This window comes from Emticicia sp. TH156, assembly GCF_002855535.1.
Taxonomy (GTDB): domain Bacteria; phylum Bacteroidota; class Bacteroidia; order Cytophagales; family Spirosomataceae; genus Emticicia; species Emticicia fluvialis.
Genome location: NZ_PKRS01000009.1, coordinates 92,760 through 108,568 on the forward strand (window position 1 = coordinate 92,760; position 15,809 = coordinate 108,568).

Consider the following 15,809-nt stretch of genomic DNA (forward strand, 5'->3'; position numbering starts at 1 on the left):
CGGAGGGAGTCCCAACCCCCTCCGGATTCCCGGATTTTCCTGAAATCTGTAATTGACTGCAATTACCAGAAAATCTGTTAAAACAACCAGCGGAAAAACAGAAATAATGTTGCAGACAAAATAATGGCTACAGGAAGCGTAAGAACCCACGCCAACGCAATGTTTTTGATAGTGCCTGACTGCAGGTTTTTAATACCCTTGCTGGCAACCATTGTACCGGCAATACCAGACGACAACGAATGGGTGGTGCTAACCGGTAGTTTAAACCATGAGGCAAGCCCGATGGTTGTAGCCGCAACCAGTTCGGCAGATGCACCCTGTGCATAAGTCAGGTGCGATTTGCCGATTTTCTCGCCAACGGTAACTACAATTCTCTTCCAGCCAATCATGGTGCCAAGGCCTAACGACATCGATATCATCAGGATAACCCACATTGGGGCATGGTCGGTATATTTTCTGATTCCTTTTTCTTCCTGTACAGCGGCTGCTTTTAATTCTGCTTTGTTGGCGTCACTTAAAATTACATCAGGGTCGTCAACCAGTTTTTTAGCGTTGCCACTAATAGTTAATAAAGCCTTACGGGCAGCCAATGCATTAGCTTTACTTACTTTGTTACTATCAGCCAGCGATTGAAGAAAACTTACACTTGTTTTAATCTGGGCTATTCTTCCTTTTTCGATTACTGAGGTCTTAGCGGTATCAATCAGCGCCACTTTGGCCGATATGGTGTCAAGGTCAGGCTTAATCTGTTTAAAATCAATCGTATTATTAATGGCAAAGTAAGCCGGTAATATGCCTATCAGAATAAGCATTACCAGACCTATACCTTTTTGCCCGTCGTTACGGCCATGAAAAAAGCTTACGAGAGTACAGGTGGTAATAAGTATGGCTCTTACCCAGAACGGAGGTTCTTCGTTTTTCTTGGGTTCATCAAAAATCTGTTTTCTGATATCTTTATTCAAGGCTCTTCGAAGTGTAAACATCAGGATAACCGCTAAACTGAAACCAACCAACGGCGATAGAAAGAGCGCATAGAAAATTTCTTTTGCTTTGTCCCAGTTTACGGCAGCCACGCCTGAGGCGTTATCTGGCAAAAGGGCGTAACCCAGACCTACCCCTAATATAGCGCCAATAAGTGTATGAGAACTGGACGCCGGTATCCCAAAATACCAGGTGCCGAAGTTCCAGATAATAGCGCTGAACAGTAAAGCCAGTACCATTGCAATACTATGATATACGTTCTGGTCTATCAGTAGCTCAACGGGCAATAGATTTACTATGCTCATACCAACACCAACACCACCGGTTAATACACCAATGAAATTGATTAGTCCAGACCAGACAACGGCCTGTGTTGGCTTAAGTGAATTGGTATAAATAACAGTGGCAACAGCGTTGGCAGTATCATGAAAACCGTTAATAAATTCAAAAGCGCAGGCTGCCAGAAGGCAGAATGAGAGTAGTAGGAAAATGTCGGTTTCTAAGCCAAACATGATTTATTGGGTTTAGTTATAACAGTACGATTATATTGGTGTTTTTTATTTGGTCGCAAAAATCCGAAAGTTTCCTCCATACCCGAAAAAAACCATGTTAAGAAATTGTAAAGGTTGTAGGGCTGCCGGCTGTATCAGGCAAATTTCACAACCTTGTCGAATAACTCCCGCTGGTTAAACGGTTTGGTTATGTACTCATTCATGCCAATTTTCAGGCATTTTTCTTTTTCACCAACCAACGAGTGGGCCGTCATGGCAATAATGGGGGTTTCATCTTTCAAATCTTCACGAATGGCTACAGTAGCCTGATACCCGTCCATCTCAGGCATCTGGAGGTCCATAAGAATAATATCAAATTTGTGGGTCTTTACCTTTTCAATTGCAATTTTTCCGTTTGGGGCCAATTCGGCTTCAAAGCCAAACTTTTCAAGTACCCTTAACGCCAGTTTTTGGTTTAAAACATTGTCTTCTACAAGCAATACTTTTATCTCTTTGTTGGTTGTGAGTGTGTTGGTGCTATTGCCCTGGGCTTTTTGTGGCAAAGCAGCAATTTTTTTGTAAGTAATTAAAAACCCAAAAGTAGAACCCTGGTTTTCTTTACTTTCAACAAAAATGTTACCATTCTGAAGTTCTACCAATGATTTTGAGATACTAAGACCAAGGCCGGTTCCTCCAAATTTGCGCGTAGTATCTGAATTAGCCTGAGTAAACCGGTCAAATATCATGGATAGCTTATCTTGTGGAATACCAATACCGCTATCGGAAATCTTAAATAATACAGTTACTTCTGTTTCAGTACAATCAGCCGGCTGAACTTCAATATTAACCACGCCTTCATTTGTGAATTTTACTGCATTGTTGGCCAGATTAAGTAAAATCTGGTTCAGTCTGGTTGGGTCGCCCAATACATTTTCAGGTATTGTTTCGTCTATAGTGCATGTAAGTTCAAGCCCTTTTTCGTTGGCTCTGCCCTGCAAGATATTTTTTACTGTTTTTACGATATCTTTAATACTGAATGGTACTTCTTCTATAACTATATGGCCTGATTCTATTTTTGACAGGTCCAGGATGTCGTTAATGATACCCAGTAGATTCTGGGTTGAGATAATAATATAAGATAAGTATTCAGACTGCTCCTCTGTCAGCGTGCTGTCTTTCAATAAATTGGCAAACCCGACAATGGCATTCATCGGAGTCCGGATTTCATGACTCATATTGGCAAGAAACACATCTTTAGCATGTGCATTTTTTTCTGCCTGCACTTTTGCTTTGATAAGTTGCTGTTCCATATCAATGCGGTCGGTAATATCAACCGCATTGCCAATAACATACTTTTCACCTTCCAGAAGTTCAGATAATACATTGTTATACATCCAGGTTCTGAGGGTACCATCTTTATGATGAACAAGCATTAAGCCTTTGAAGTAGCCCTTTTCATGAATATCGCGCAGATACTCAGTTACTCTGTCTGTATATTCTGGTGGTACTAAATCATAAAGGGTTTTCTGGAGGATTTCAGAAGCAGAGTATCCCAGCAAATAAGCACCTGCAGGGTTTACTGAAAGAAACCTCCCTTTCAGGTCGTGGGTACACATTAACCCTTGCGAGTGTTCAAAGAACCCTCGGTGTCGCTCTTCACTTAGTTGAAGTAGTCGTTCAGAGTATTTTTTATCGGTTATATCTTTCGCAATGCCAAGAAACCCAGATATTTGATTTTCCGAGTTTTTGAGCGGTGTCAATGATAATTCGACCGTAATTCTGGTACCATCTTTTCTGATGTAGGTCCATTCATTAAAATCTGTTTTTCCGAGGCGGGCTTTGGCAATCAGGGATTCCCCGGCGCTATTCAGTTGAATACCTAATTCTTCTGAAACCTTTTGGGCATAAGTTTCAACTTCTTGTTGGTCATGAAATACATCGGCACGCTTTAAGCCAATCATTTCGTCAGCGGTATAGCCAAGCATTATTTCCGCACCTCTATTAAAAGTCTTGATAATGCCGTCATAATGAGTGGTAATAATAGCAATGCCGGAATCGGCATCCATAATAGCTTTAAGCTCGGTATATATTTTATTAAACTCAATATTTATGTGCTTTTCTTTATCAATATCCTGAATCGTTCCCAAAATGAAACTCGGCTGGCCGGCTTTATACTCAATGCCGCCCATGGCTCTTATCCATTTTGGGGTTCCATTGGCAGTTATAACTTCTAATTCGGTATCAAATGGTTCGCCTGTATGAATCGCATGGTCAATGAGCGCTTCAATATTTGACCTCGTTTGTGGGTCTTTTGAGAAAACTATGCTATCTTCATAAGTTACAGGAATGCCAGGGTTGGTTTCAAGTATCTCCCTTGCAATTTCAGAGAATGTTACGGCTTCGGTTTCAAGGTCCAGCTTCCAACTACCGATTCTGCCAACCCGGTTGGCCGCCTCAAGCAAATTTTTGGTTTCTATCAATTCTGCTTCAACTTTACGTTGATTGGTGATATCTCTTCCGATAGCGAAATTCTCTTTGGTGTTATTATCTCTGTTTACTGACCAGTTTATTAATCGATAGGTTCCGTCTTGTGCAGAGAACCTGTTATCGAACGAGATAGTCTGGCTGTCATCCGTTAAACTATATACATAGTTTAAGGTTTCATCTTTGTCGTCCGGTTTTAAAAATTCAATAGCTGGTTTAGATTTTAATTCTTCTTCTGTCCAGCCCAGTATTTTGCTAAAAGATGGGTTTACTTTCTTAAAATGTTTGTCTTCCCCTGTAATACAGATTAAATCACTCGACAATTTGAATAGTCTTTCATAATTTTCGAGTTCTGCATTTTTCTTTTTAGATACAATATGGCTGATGGCTTCCTGGGCAAGAATTTCAAGCGTCAGTAATTGATCGTCATTTAACTTATTCGGTTTCTGATCTATCACGCATAAAGAACCCAAAGCGAATCCGTTTGGGTCAATCAAGGGGTAACCGGCATAAAACCTGATCTGCGGGTATTCCAGTACCAAAGGGTTATTACAGAAACGATTATCTTGGGTGGCATCTTCAACCTCCATTACTGTATCTCCCAGTATGGTATACTGGCAAAAAGAAATATCTCTTGCTGTCTCTGGGGCATTAAGTCCGATGTTTGATTTAAACCATTGCCTATTCTCATCGAGCAGAGTAATAATTGAAATCGGAACCCCACAAATAACTGATGCCAGCGTGGTCAGGCGATCAAACTCTTTTTCAAAGGGCGTATCAAGAATGCAATAGCTTTTGAGTGCCTCAAGCCTTTCTTTCTCATTTTGGGGTACGGGTATATCTTTATCCATGTCAATTTCAATTCTACAAAATTTGATTAATGGTGCACGTATTCAACCTTGATTTTAAATTGATCAAAACAAATTTTTCTTAAGTGTAGATTGTAAACTAATTTAAATAGGATGTTAGTCTTTGTAATCAAAAAGCCTGATGTGCATTACTTGTTTTTGGCACAATTAATTGCAATTTTTGCGAATAATGTAAACGTAAAATTAACAAAAATCATACCATTGGATATTTTTTTTTGAATATATAAGCCTTTATGATACTAAACGCTGAATAACTTATTAAGAGGATACATAGTAAAAATAAACTAATAAATGAGCATCACAATTGGCATTACTGACTGCGGCGACAAACACCCTATCTATGAAAAATGGATACTGAGGCAAAATGCAGACATAAAAATAATCAGGCTGGGATACCGGCAGAATAATCTGGATGATGTAAAGTTTTGCGATGGTGTGCTACTGACGGGCGGAGAAGATGTGAATCCGCGGTTTTATTTTAAACCAGAGAATCTGCCCTTATGCAACTCTGAATTTATGGATGAAAAAAGGGACGAATTTGAGTGGAAGATATGTGAGTACGTTTTCGCAAATAAGGTGCCATTATTAGGGATTTGCAGAGGTTTGCAATTCGTGAATGTGTTTTTAGGCGGTACGCTTATAGGTGATATACCGAGTATTGGCAAGAATAATCATTCAAAATATTATGAAGGAAAAGACCGATACCATCTGATTGAAGTATCTCCTGATTCTACGCTGGCAGGTATTGCCGGAGCCACCAGTGGAGAAATTAATTCAGCGCATCATCAGTCGGTAGATATTCCTGCCCAAACCCTGAAAATTAATGCAATGTCTGAAGACGGTATTGTGGAAGGGCTGGAGTGGAAAGCGGTGTCAGACCATGCGCTTACGCTGGTGCAGTGGCACCCGGAGCGGATTGAAAATGAGCATAACCCGTTCAATTACCGTATAAGAGAAGTTTTTATCAACGCCGCTTCTGGTAGATGAGCTATTATAATTGAATGTATCTATGATTTACGACTCGGTTATTATTGGTGGTGGACACAACGGGCTGGTGGCTGCCTGTTATCTGGCTAAAGCAGGCAAGAAGGTGCTGGTGCTTGAAAAAAATGATTACATAGGCGGAGGCACAACTTCGCAAAGAGTATTTCCGGATTATGAGGCCTACCTGTCGCGATATTCTTATCTGGTAAGTTTATTTCCTGAAGAGATATTTGATGAACTGAATATTTATGTGAAGCTATTCCGCAGAGCAGTGGCTTCTTATACGCCATACGTTCAGGATGGAGTGCACAAGGGCTTACTGATAAGCAATGTAGATGAAGAGGTATCGAGAAAATCAGTTTTAGATTTAGGATATGGCCAAGCAGAGTGGGAGGGGTATAAGGCTATACTGCAAAAACAACAAACTTTTGCCGGGTTGATTTGGGATTCTTTTTTGCAGCCACTGAAAAGTAAAGAAGAATGGAAAACCTTTTTTGAATGTAAGGGACACGCAGAGCTGTGGAAATGCTTTGTAGAAGAGCCAATCGGGCAATTAATTGAAACCAATGTGCAGTCAGATATACTCCGCGGAGTGCTGATGACTGATGCCAAGATTGGGTCTTACACACATGCGCACGACCATAGTTTGCTACAGAACCGAACGTTTATTTACCATGTTGTTGGCAATAAAACCGGTGAGTGGCGTGTGCCACAGGGTGGCATGGGGAATCTGGTTGCACAACTGATTAACAAAGCACAAGAATTGGGAGTTGAACTAAAGACGGGCGCATCAGTCGAGCGCATAAAAACAGGGGAGGTTGCCGAAATAACATTCAGCCGGCAAACCAGTCAGCAAATGGTAAAGGCAAAAGATGTACTGGTAAACGCTGCACCACGAGTGCTGGAAAAACTGCTTGGCAACTCTGCTCAACCACCTGTAAGTATTGAAGAAGGCACGGCTTTCAAGATAAATCTCCTTTTGAAAAAATTGCCTCAGTTAAAAGACAAAAGCATAACGCCCGAACAGGCGTTCGCGGGTACATTTCATATCAATCAGTCATTTACTCAAATGCAGGAGACATTCAGGCAGGCTGCATCAGGTAAAATTCCTGATACCATTGCCTGTGAGATTTATTGCCATACACTTACAGATCCATCTATTTTGTCAGATGACCTGCAAGCCCAAGGCTATCATACCATGACCGTATTCGGGCTTGATTTGCCGTATGAGTTGTTTATTAAAGACAATGAAGCGGCAAAAGCCGAAGTAGTAGACAAATTTCTGAAAGGAATTAACGAATATTTAGCCGAGCCTATTGAAGATTGTCTTGCTCAGGATAAAAACGGCAACTGGTGCATTGAAGCCAAAAGCGCTGTGGATATTGAAAAAGAACTGGGCATGCCACGGGGCAATATTTTTCATAACGGGTTGTCATGGTTTTATGCTGAAAGTGATGATGCTGTTGGAAAATGGGGTGTAGAGACACCCTGCAACCAAATATTACTCTGCGGCTCGGGCGCGGCCAGAGGTGGTGCAGTAAGCGGCATACCCGGCAGAAATGCCGCAAAGCTATTAATAAATGAATAAGGGCGGCTCATAAAGCCGCTTCTATGTCAAATCTTAGGGTTTCCAGCCGGGGCCTTTTACAAATCTTCCCGGCTTAACACCTGTGTGGGTGCCGCTATTTATTACCTGCTGCCCGTTTACAAACACATGCACCATGCCCTCAGACAACTGATGTGGTTTTTCAAAGGTGGCTTTATCCTGCATTCTGGCCAAATCAAACACCAGTACATCGGCATAGTGGCCAACTTTCAGGCGTCCTCTTTTCTTTACTTTCAGGTTGTCGCATGGTAAAGATGTTAGCTTCCGGATGGCTTCCTGCAGGCTAATCACTTTTTCGTCTCGTACATATTTGCCAATTAAGCGTGTAAAGTTGCCGTAAGCTCTTGGGTGAGCACTCGATTTAATAAATACGCCTTCGGGAGCCATTGAGGAGGCATCTGAACCGAAACTCATATAAGGCAATTGCATTTGCTTTTTTACATTCTCTTCACTCATCAGAAAATATACCACGTCTACGCGTGAGTCATCCTCAATTACCAAGTCCATAGCTGTTTCGTACCATGTTTTATTTCTTAGGGCTGCTACTTCAGTCAATGTTTTACCTATGTATTTTCTAAGGGAATCCTGCTTGAAGCCAATCAGTAAGGTTTTGTCAGGCCCGGCAGCCAGGCATAGGTTTTCCCATTCTTTTTGCCTGGCCTGCATTTCTTCACCAACTTTTATTCTGATAGCTTTTTCTTTCAGCCTTCTGCGCCATTGAGGCAGGCCTCCTTCCTGTACCCAAGGCGGCATGGCAGCATCAAGACCAGTGGCTCCGGCCACATAGTTATACATATCGGTAGTGATGGTAATACCAGCCTTACGGGCGCTATCAATCCTGGTAATTACTTTATCCATTTTATGCCAGTTATCTTTTCCGGCTGCTTTCAGATGGTAAATTTCAGCGGGTATTTTTGCATCTTTTGCAATCTTAATGATTTCATCTACGGCTTCTTCCAGCTTATTACCCTCGCTTCTGATGTGTGATATATACATACCTCCGTATTCAGAAGCGGCTTTGGCTAATTCGGTTAACTCGTGCGTATTGGCATAGGTGCCGGGCATGTAAATAAGCGATGAGCCTACGCCCATGGCTCCTTCCTGCATGGCTGTTCTAACCTGCTGCTTCATTTTTTCAAGCTCATCAGGTTTTGGCGGTCTGTTGGCATAACCCAGCTCGTTAGCCCTCACAGTGGCTGCCCCTACGAACGACGCCACATTGGTAGAAACGCCTTTTTTTTCAAGGTATTTCAGATACTCACCCAATGTTGTCCATTCAATTTTGTATTTGATATCGCCCTGAAGTTTTTGTTCATAGGCCTTTACCGAATCGCTTAAGGGTCCCATCGAAGTGCCTTCTCCCATTACTTCAAGCGTAACGCCTTGCATGATTTCGCCCATAGAACGGCCGTCCTGAATCAGGCTTTCGGTACTCCAGCTCAGCATATTTACAAAACCAGGTGATACCACCAGGCCTTGCGCATCAATTGTTTGTTTGGAACCTGACTGGCCCGATAAATTACCTATAAAAGCAATGGTATCGGCATTAATGGCGATATCGGTTTTTTGAGGTTCACCGCCGTTGCCATCATATACCATTCCGTTTTTGATGATGATATCGTAACTGGCTTTTTGCTGGCAGGAGGTAAGTATCAGAACAATAAGCAAGCTGTTCAGAAGAGTAAGGTATCGCATGTGGCTAAAGTTTAAGAAGCATAAAACAAGTTAACAGGTGGAAAGAGACCTTTAAAACATTCAATCGGAAGTTTTGGGAATAGATGCCATAAAACCTTTTTAAATAGGCCTAATCAGGTTTTTTTTCATAAGTCAGTATAGAAATAGCATAAGGTGTGTTTTCGCCGGCCTTGAATTCTTTCCGCTCAGTTATCATGAAGTCCTTTTCATCAAATAGAGGGAAGAACGCATCACCTTCAAAAATGGCATGAACAATTGTGAGGTATATTTTGTCTGCTACAGGTATAGCCAGCCGGAAGATTTCTTCCCCACCCAGCACAAATACTTCTTGCTGGTCATTACATTTTTCAATGGCTTCTTCTAAACTGTTTACCACCTCAAAGCCCGGGTCTACCTCATAATCCAGCTGACGGGTAATAACATAATTGCCTGCGTCAGACCAGATACGGTGGGGGTTGTCGTAGCTTTTACGACCCATAATCATCTTTTTACCCTTTGTTACCTTTTTCAGATTATCCCAATCGGCAGCAATGGGCTCCCAGGGTAAAGCGTTGTAAAGACCAATGGCCCGGTTTTCACTCATGGCAGCAATTAACGAGACAACGGGCATGTGTAAAGAGTAGTTAAGGTAAAACAAAGTTTAAAAATATCCATTTTTTGTGTTTTAACAAGCGGTTGAGTGTCTGATTTTTTTACCTTTGCTGCTATACGCTCTAGAACACCTGTTAACCTTTTACCCTATTGTACAGCAATACGCTCATACTTTTACTGGCTGTTTTGCTAAGAATTGTCGCTAATCCGCTGGCCAATGTTTTTCAAAAGAAACTAACAGTTAGCGGGGTTTCGGCGTTAATGGTCAATTTTTTAACCTACTTCATTTTAGGTGCAGCCTGCCTTATTTTTAGCTTGAGGCTTGACTGGCACACTATTAACGCTGAATACTACGTCTATTCTGTTATTATGGGATTGTTAGGCGCATTGGGTAACCTTTATCTTGTAAAAGCGCTGCAGATGGGCGACCTTTCTGTTTTAGGGCCAATTAATGCCTATAAGGCTGTAATAAGCATGCTTATCGGGCTTTTTGTTTTAAATGAAATCCCAAGTGTGTTAGGGCTGGCAGGAGTAGGTCTGATAATTGCAGGCAGTTATTTTGTGCTGAATACTACAGAAGACGGATTCTCGTGGGCCCTGTTTAAGCGCAAAGAAATACAATACAGAATATGGGCCATGATACTGACAGCCACTGAGGCAATTTTTGTAAAAAAGGTAATTCTGGTTTCGTCGGTTACGCAGGCCTTTTTCAGCTGGTGCTGGTTTGGCGCTTTGTTTTCTTTTGTGTTATTGTTATTTAATAAAATACCCTTGAAAGCGGAGATGCAAAAGCTGAACCCCAGGGCAGTAACTTACATTTGGTTGCTGGTGTGCTGCATTGGTATTGCTCAATTCTCTACCGGATTTATATTTGGCCGAATGCCCGTTGGCTATGCTCTGTCTTTGTTTCAGTTGTCGGTTCTGGTAAATATATTTCTGGGTTACCGTATTTTTAAGGAAGAAGATATTCTAAAGAAGCTGATAGGCGCCATTATAATGATTGCAGGTTCTGTACTGATAATTTTGTTCTGATATAAAAACATCAGGCTTATACGTGCTGAAATAAGCCTGATGAATAATAAGTAAAATTACAAAGTATCGTAGTATCTGAAAAGCTCAATGAGCCCTGCTTCGGTTTTCAGGTTAAGGTTATTTTGTTTCACAAATTGCTCCAGCACGGGTCTTTGTGTTTTGGGGAAACTCTGCAGGGCTTTTCTGCCAGTTGATACTACCTGTAGCATATCATCCTGGATGGTAAAAAATTTATGAGATTTCCTGAATTCTCCTTCATAGCCAGCATCGCCTCCTGATGGTTCATATCCGGTTTTATCAGTAAAACGTGAACTTAAAACACAATCATAGCCTTTCAGTAAGATGTTCTTTCTCAGGTATAGGGTTTCCAGAAATACATTGTCATATTTGCGGAAAGTATGGCCTTCAATAGTAAATTCATCTGGTCTTATGGCCACGGCATCAGCACCGGCATTTTTTACAATATAAAGCACATTCTGCTCAATATTATAGGCCATCAGAAAGGTTACATCCTGCCCGCTTTTGGCGCTTAATTTACCTTTATACCACCCGTTTTTAAAAAAGGGCGTACCCTTAAAAACCTTCGTAAATTCTTGTAAAGAGTTATTAAGCGAATGCTGCAATTTATAATGCGCAACAAGAGTAGTGTCGCCTTTTTCATTCACAACAATTCTCGTGTCGTTGTTATCAGATGCTTTTGCCTCTCTGATAAAATAATTATAACTTCTGGCAGGATTATATAATTCTTGCGCTGCAATATACAGTGGCAAAACCACCATAGCCAACAAAAGTAGAAGTGCTTTCATAGTTTTGAAAAGAATACGAATAAATATCGATAACAAAAATAACAGATAAAAAAGCATTATTCCTAGAAACTCTTTGAGTATTTCCGGAGGTTGCTGTTGTATTCTTAAATATCTATGCGCAGACTTCGCTCTTTTAGAGGGCTTCCAGATACAAAGCTTTAAAATCGGCTCTGCTAACCGGTTTCGGATTGTTAGGGTGCGCAAAGTCGGCAATGGCCAGGTCGGCTAATGTTTCTATGTGTTCATCTCGTACGCCGATGTCTCTTAAGCGATGCGGGATATTTACACGGCTGTTGAGGTCAAACAGATAATTAACAACGGCTTCACCTGATTCATCTTTCAAGTCTAGTGTTTGCGCAATTCTACGGAATTTTCCTTCAAAGCCTGCTATATTAAAACGCATGCCATAAGGTATGTTTACTGCATTAGCTAACCCGTGGTGTGTATCAAGCAATGAAGAAAGCGGATGTGCCAGCGAATGCACCACGCCCAGCCCTTTCTGAAATGCAATGGCGCCCATCATTGAGCCTAAAAGCATTTTACTGCGGGCCTCAACATCAGGATTCTTCACTGCTTTTTCAAGCGACTGATGAATCAATGAAATACCTTCCAAGGCTATGCCATCGCAAATGGGATGGTACATTTTTGCCAGAAATGCCTCCATATTATGCGTGAGTGCATCCATGCCTGTTGCTGCTGTAACAAAAGGAGGGAGGTCCATTGTCAATAATGGGTCGGCAAAGACAATTTTTGCCAGTAATTTAGGCGAAAACAGTATTTTTTTCTGGTGGGTCTCGTCGTCGGCAATGATTGCGCTTCTGCCTACCTCACTTCCGGTGCCCGAAGTAGTAGGTATGGTAATAAAGTGCGGCACATCGTTAGTAACGTAGATATCTCCACCAATTAAATCATCATATTTAAATAAGTCTTCTCTGTGGTTAATACGTAGCACAATGGCTCTGGCAACGTCCATAGCTGCACCGCCGCCAATACCTATAATGCTGTCTCTTTCGGTGCTATGAAAAGCTTCGTCTCCTTTGTAAACGTCTGATTTGACAGGGTTTTTATGGATGTCGGAAAAAACCTCTGTACTGATACCTTTGGCGTTTAGGTTTTCAACAATTCTTTTCAGGAAGGGCAATTGCGCTACTACGGGGTCTGTTACAATAAGGGGCTTTGAAAGATTATTGTCTTTCAGGTAATCGGCAAGTTCTTCTACTGCACCTGCTCCGAAGCGTATTTTAGTGGGGAAGTTGTAGGTTAAAATCACAATGAGAAAACGATTAGAATGAATAAAAAACAGAAAAACCATCAATCAAACAAAAGTAATTAATATGCTCGTTTGATTGATGGTTTCGCACTATTTTTTTGCTTACAGGCTTAGTCTCGTCTGCCCAGAAACATACTCAGGTAATACAGCAGGTTAGCTACTGCACCCGCCGCCGATACCACATACGTAAGGGCAGCCCATTTCAAGGCATCTTTGGCCATTTCGTGTTCACGGGTGTTTACTACACCCCTTGACTCCATCCAGGCCAAAGCCCGGTTACTGGCGTCATATTCTACCGGAAGTGTAATTAAGGCAAACGTAGCAATTATAGCGTTGGCCGCAATTAAACCCAGTAAAACCATTTGCGCCATTGGGGTATTTCTTGAGAAAATATATGCCATAAACATGAACCCGAACATATAGAAGAAGTTCATGGCGTTGGTGGCCACATTCACAACAGGTACCAGTGCCGAGCGCATTTTAAGCGGTGCATAGGCAACAGAATGTTGTACGGCATGCCCACATTCGTGAGCCGCTACGGCAGCAGAAGCAGCACTGTTGCCATTGTACACATCATAGCTCAGGTTTACGGTTTTATTGAGCGGGTCGTAGTGGTCGGTAAGCTGGCCTTCTACCTGCGTAATTCGTACATCATATATACCGTTGTCGTTAAGCATTTTCCGTGCAATTTCAGCGCCGGTCATTCCATTAGATAAGCCAATCTGTGAGTATTGGGCAAATTTGCTTTTAAGCCTCGACGAAACCGCCAGACCCAGTAACATGAAAACAATACTTATTACAAAAATCATAATGATAAGTTTTCGTTAATAATTAATTAAACGACTGATTTTGACTTAAGGTATCAGCCTAAATCCTTTATTTTTTTAATAATTGAGGTAGTTGAGTATCCGTCAACCAACGAAATAGTCTTTACCTCTCCTCCTCTGCCTATAACAAAATCTGCTCCAACAATGTTCTCAATGCTGTAATCGTTTCCTTTTACCAGAATATCCGGACAAAGTGTCTCAATTAACTCCTGCGGTGTGGGTTCATCGAACAAAATGACAGCATCTACAAATGCAAGAGCCGACATCATGCGTGCTCTGGCGTATTCGTTCACAACAGGGCGGCTCGGCCCTTTTAATCTGCTTACCGATGCGTCTGTATTCAGCCCAAGCACCAGCTTGTCGCCCAGATTACGTGCCTTTTCCAGATAATCGATATGCCCGAGATGCACAATATCAAAGCATCCGTTTGTAAAAACGATTTTCTGGCCTTCAGATTGCCACTCTTTTATTTGTTCTTGTGCTTCTTCTTTATTTAGTATTTTCGATTCTGTCATGTGATTTATAATTGCTAAATAATGATAACTAAAGGCTTGTACTTATATTTTGTATATTGAATAAAGAGAAAGTATTAATTACAGTAAAAATTTTGAACCACAGAGTGGCACAAAGTTGAATGCACTGAGTTCCACGAAGCAACAGTTGAAAGACTTTGAACAGAATTAGCAGTATAACTCCGTGCTGAACCCGGTGTAACTCTGTGGTAAAATATTGTCAATCTATTAGAAAGTTAAAGAAATCTACCCTCAAATCAAACAATTTACGCCTTTTTCCTGGGCAATATAAACGTCAGCAAAAAGGCTGTAACACCAAAGATAACCACAAAGAACAGTCCTTGCATGGCGTGTAAAAAAGTAGCCAGCGTGATGCCGTCCTGCTCTGAAAGCCCATATAAAACTACAATACTGCCAACCAGAAAATGGTAACTGCCAATACCTCCCTGCGTGGGTGCTGCCATACCAATAGAGCCCATCACAAAAATGGTCAATGCCGCCAATGGAGACAGATTAGCGGTTTCTGGTAAAGCAAAACACAATACGTATGTGGTTATATAATAGAGTGTCCAGATAAATACGGTATGGAACACGAATACCCCCGGATTTTTAAGATTGCGCACACTTAAAAAACCACTGGCAAGCCCACCAATAAACCCGCTTATTTTCTGATAAAGCGGTAGTTTCGAAATGCTGTCAATATTATGTTTAAAGGTAAAATAGGCCATAATAACCAGAACTACCAGGGCAGTTCCAATACCTGCCAACAGAACCGGATTCTTGAATTTGTTACCAAAGAAATTAAAGAAAAAAGTGCTTAATCTGTCAAATTCCAGAAGCAAGTTGAGCAGAATGAGCACCAGTAAAACCAGCACATCGGCAATACGTTCTGCTACCACGGCTCCGAACGATTTTTCAAAAGGTATATCCTCCAGCTTATTAAGCGTACCACAACGGGCAAATTCGCCTGCCCGCGGAAAAACCAGATTGGCCAGGTAGCCCACAAGAACTGCCAGCGTTGTTCTGAAAACCGAAGGTTTGTAGCCCAGGGGTTCAAGCATTAACACCCACCGGTATGCCCTGCTCCAATGCGCAGCCAGTGCCAGTATGGCAGATAAACCCACCCAGCGATAATCAGCCTGTTTGATTTTTTCCCAGAGGGCATTCAGGTCTATATCTTTAAAAACAAACCACAATAAGCCTGCTGCTACAGCCAGTGAGATAACATACTGCAGTATTTTTTTCATTTTACAAGACGATTATTCTCATCAGGAAAAACAACCAGTGGTTTGTGGGTTTTAGCCTCCTCTGGCGACATCCAGGCATAAGAAATAATAATCACTATGTCTCCCACTTCGGCTTTTCTGGCCGCGGCTCCGTTCAGGCATATAATACCAGAACCCCTCTTGCCTTTAATAGCGTACGTTTCAAGGCGTTCGCCATTATTGTTGTTCACAATCTGCACCCGTTCGTTCTCCATAATACCCGCGGCATCAAGCAAATCTTCATCAATTGTAACGCTCCCAACATAGTTGAGCTCGGCCTGAGTTACTTTTACTCTATGGATTTTCGACTTAAAAATATTAACAAGCATATTTATCTTCCTTTTTGAATGTGGTGCAAAATTATAAAATTGCTCATTAAACAAACGTTGAGGGATT

Annotated in this window: 13 protein-coding genes; 3 read left to right on the forward strand and 10 right to left on the reverse strand. The window is 41.5% G+C overall.

Annotated elements, in window-relative coordinates; translation table 11 throughout:
• Positions 1-77: 77 nt before the first annotated feature.
• Positions 78-1,493, reverse strand: coding sequence for an inorganic phosphate transporter (locus C0V77_RS17110; RefSeq protein ID WP_101727573.1), 1,416 nt, complete (start codon positions 1,491-1,493; stop codon positions 78-80).
• A gap of 134 nt (positions 1,494-1,627) precedes the next feature.
• Entirely contained in the window at positions 1,628-4,807 is a 3,180-nt protein-coding gene (locus tag C0V77_RS17115; RefSeq protein WP_101727574.1) for a PAS domain S-box protein, read from the reverse strand.
• Between the two features lie 309 nt (positions 4,808-5,116).
• On the opposite strand from C0V77_RS17115, the gene C0V77_RS17120 reads away from it, so the two are divergent.
• Positions 5,117-5,812, forward strand: coding sequence for a gamma-glutamyl-gamma-aminobutyrate hydrolase family protein (locus C0V77_RS17120; RefSeq protein ID WP_101727575.1), 696 nt, complete (start codon positions 5,117-5,119; stop codon positions 5,810-5,812).
• A 22-nt stretch (positions 5,813-5,834) separates the two neighbouring features.
• Positions 5,835-7,397, forward strand: a complete 1,563-nt coding sequence (locus C0V77_RS17125) for an NAD(P)/FAD-dependent oxidoreductase (protein WP_101727576.1) — start codon at positions 5,835-5,837, stop codon at positions 7,395-7,397.
• Between the two features lie 33 nt (positions 7,398-7,430).
• Here C0V77_RS17125 and C0V77_RS17130 read toward each other — a convergent pair whose 3' ends face one another.
• The gene (locus C0V77_RS17130) at positions 7,431-9,110 is read right to left on the reverse strand and encodes an amidohydrolase family protein (RefSeq protein ID WP_101727577.1); all 1,680 of its coding nucleotides are present in this window, start codon (positions 9,108-9,110) and stop codon (positions 7,431-7,433) included.
• 109 nt (positions 9,111-9,219) lie between these two features.
• Positions 9,220-9,720 carry a dihydrofolate reductase gene (locus C0V77_RS17135; protein ID WP_101727578.1) on the reverse strand — a complete coding sequence of 167 codons (501 nt, stop codon included), beginning with the start codon at positions 9,718-9,720 and terminating at the stop codon, positions 9,220-9,222.
• A 131-nt stretch (positions 9,721-9,851) separates the two neighbouring features.
• Between C0V77_RS17135 and C0V77_RS17140 the strand changes: the two genes are divergently transcribed.
• Positions 9,852-10,733, forward strand: a complete 882-nt coding sequence (locus tag C0V77_RS17140; protein ID WP_101727579.1) for an EamA family transporter — start codon at positions 9,852-9,854, stop codon at positions 10,731-10,733.
• Between the two features lie 56 nt (positions 10,734-10,789).
• Here the strand turns inward: C0V77_RS17140 and C0V77_RS17145 are convergent, their stop codons facing one another.
• The 6 genes from C0V77_RS17145 to panD all read right to left on the reverse strand — a co-directional run bounded on the left by C0V77_RS17145 (position 10,790) and on the right by panD (position 15,742).
• A complete protein-coding gene (locus C0V77_RS17145) occupies positions 10,790-11,539 on the reverse strand; it encodes a hypothetical protein (RefSeq protein ID WP_101727580.1) in 750 nt (249 codons plus the stop codon).
• A 133-nt stretch (positions 11,540-11,672) separates the two neighbouring features.
• Complete coding sequence (locus C0V77_RS17150; RefSeq protein ID WP_229236308.1) at positions 11,673-12,809, reverse strand: iron-containing alcohol dehydrogenase; 1,137 nt, start codon at positions 12,807-12,809, stop codon at positions 11,673-11,675.
• A 110-nt stretch (positions 12,810-12,919) separates the two neighbouring features.
• Complete coding sequence (locus C0V77_RS17155; protein ID WP_101727582.1) at positions 12,920-13,618, reverse strand: zinc metallopeptidase; 699 nt, start codon at positions 13,616-13,618, stop codon at positions 12,920-12,922.
• Positions 13,619-13,671: 53 nt separating this feature from the next.
• The gene (gene rfaE2, locus C0V77_RS17160; protein WP_101727583.1) at positions 13,672-14,151 is read right to left on the reverse strand and encodes a D-glycero-beta-D-manno-heptose 1-phosphate adenylyltransferase; all 480 of its coding nucleotides are present in this window, start codon (positions 14,149-14,151) and stop codon (positions 13,672-13,674) included.
• Positions 14,152-14,414: 263 nt separating this feature from the next.
• Positions 14,415-15,395, reverse strand: a complete 981-nt coding sequence (locus C0V77_RS17165) for a lysylphosphatidylglycerol synthase transmembrane domain-containing protein (protein ID WP_101727584.1) — start codon at positions 15,393-15,395, stop codon at positions 14,415-14,417.
• A complete protein-coding gene (gene panD / locus C0V77_RS17170; RefSeq protein WP_101727585.1) occupies positions 15,392-15,742 on the reverse strand; it encodes an aspartate 1-decarboxylase in 351 nt (116 codons plus the stop codon). The genes C0V77_RS17165 and panD overlap by 4 nt, the downstream gene beginning before the upstream one ends.
• Positions 15,743-15,809 lie beyond the last annotated feature (67 nt).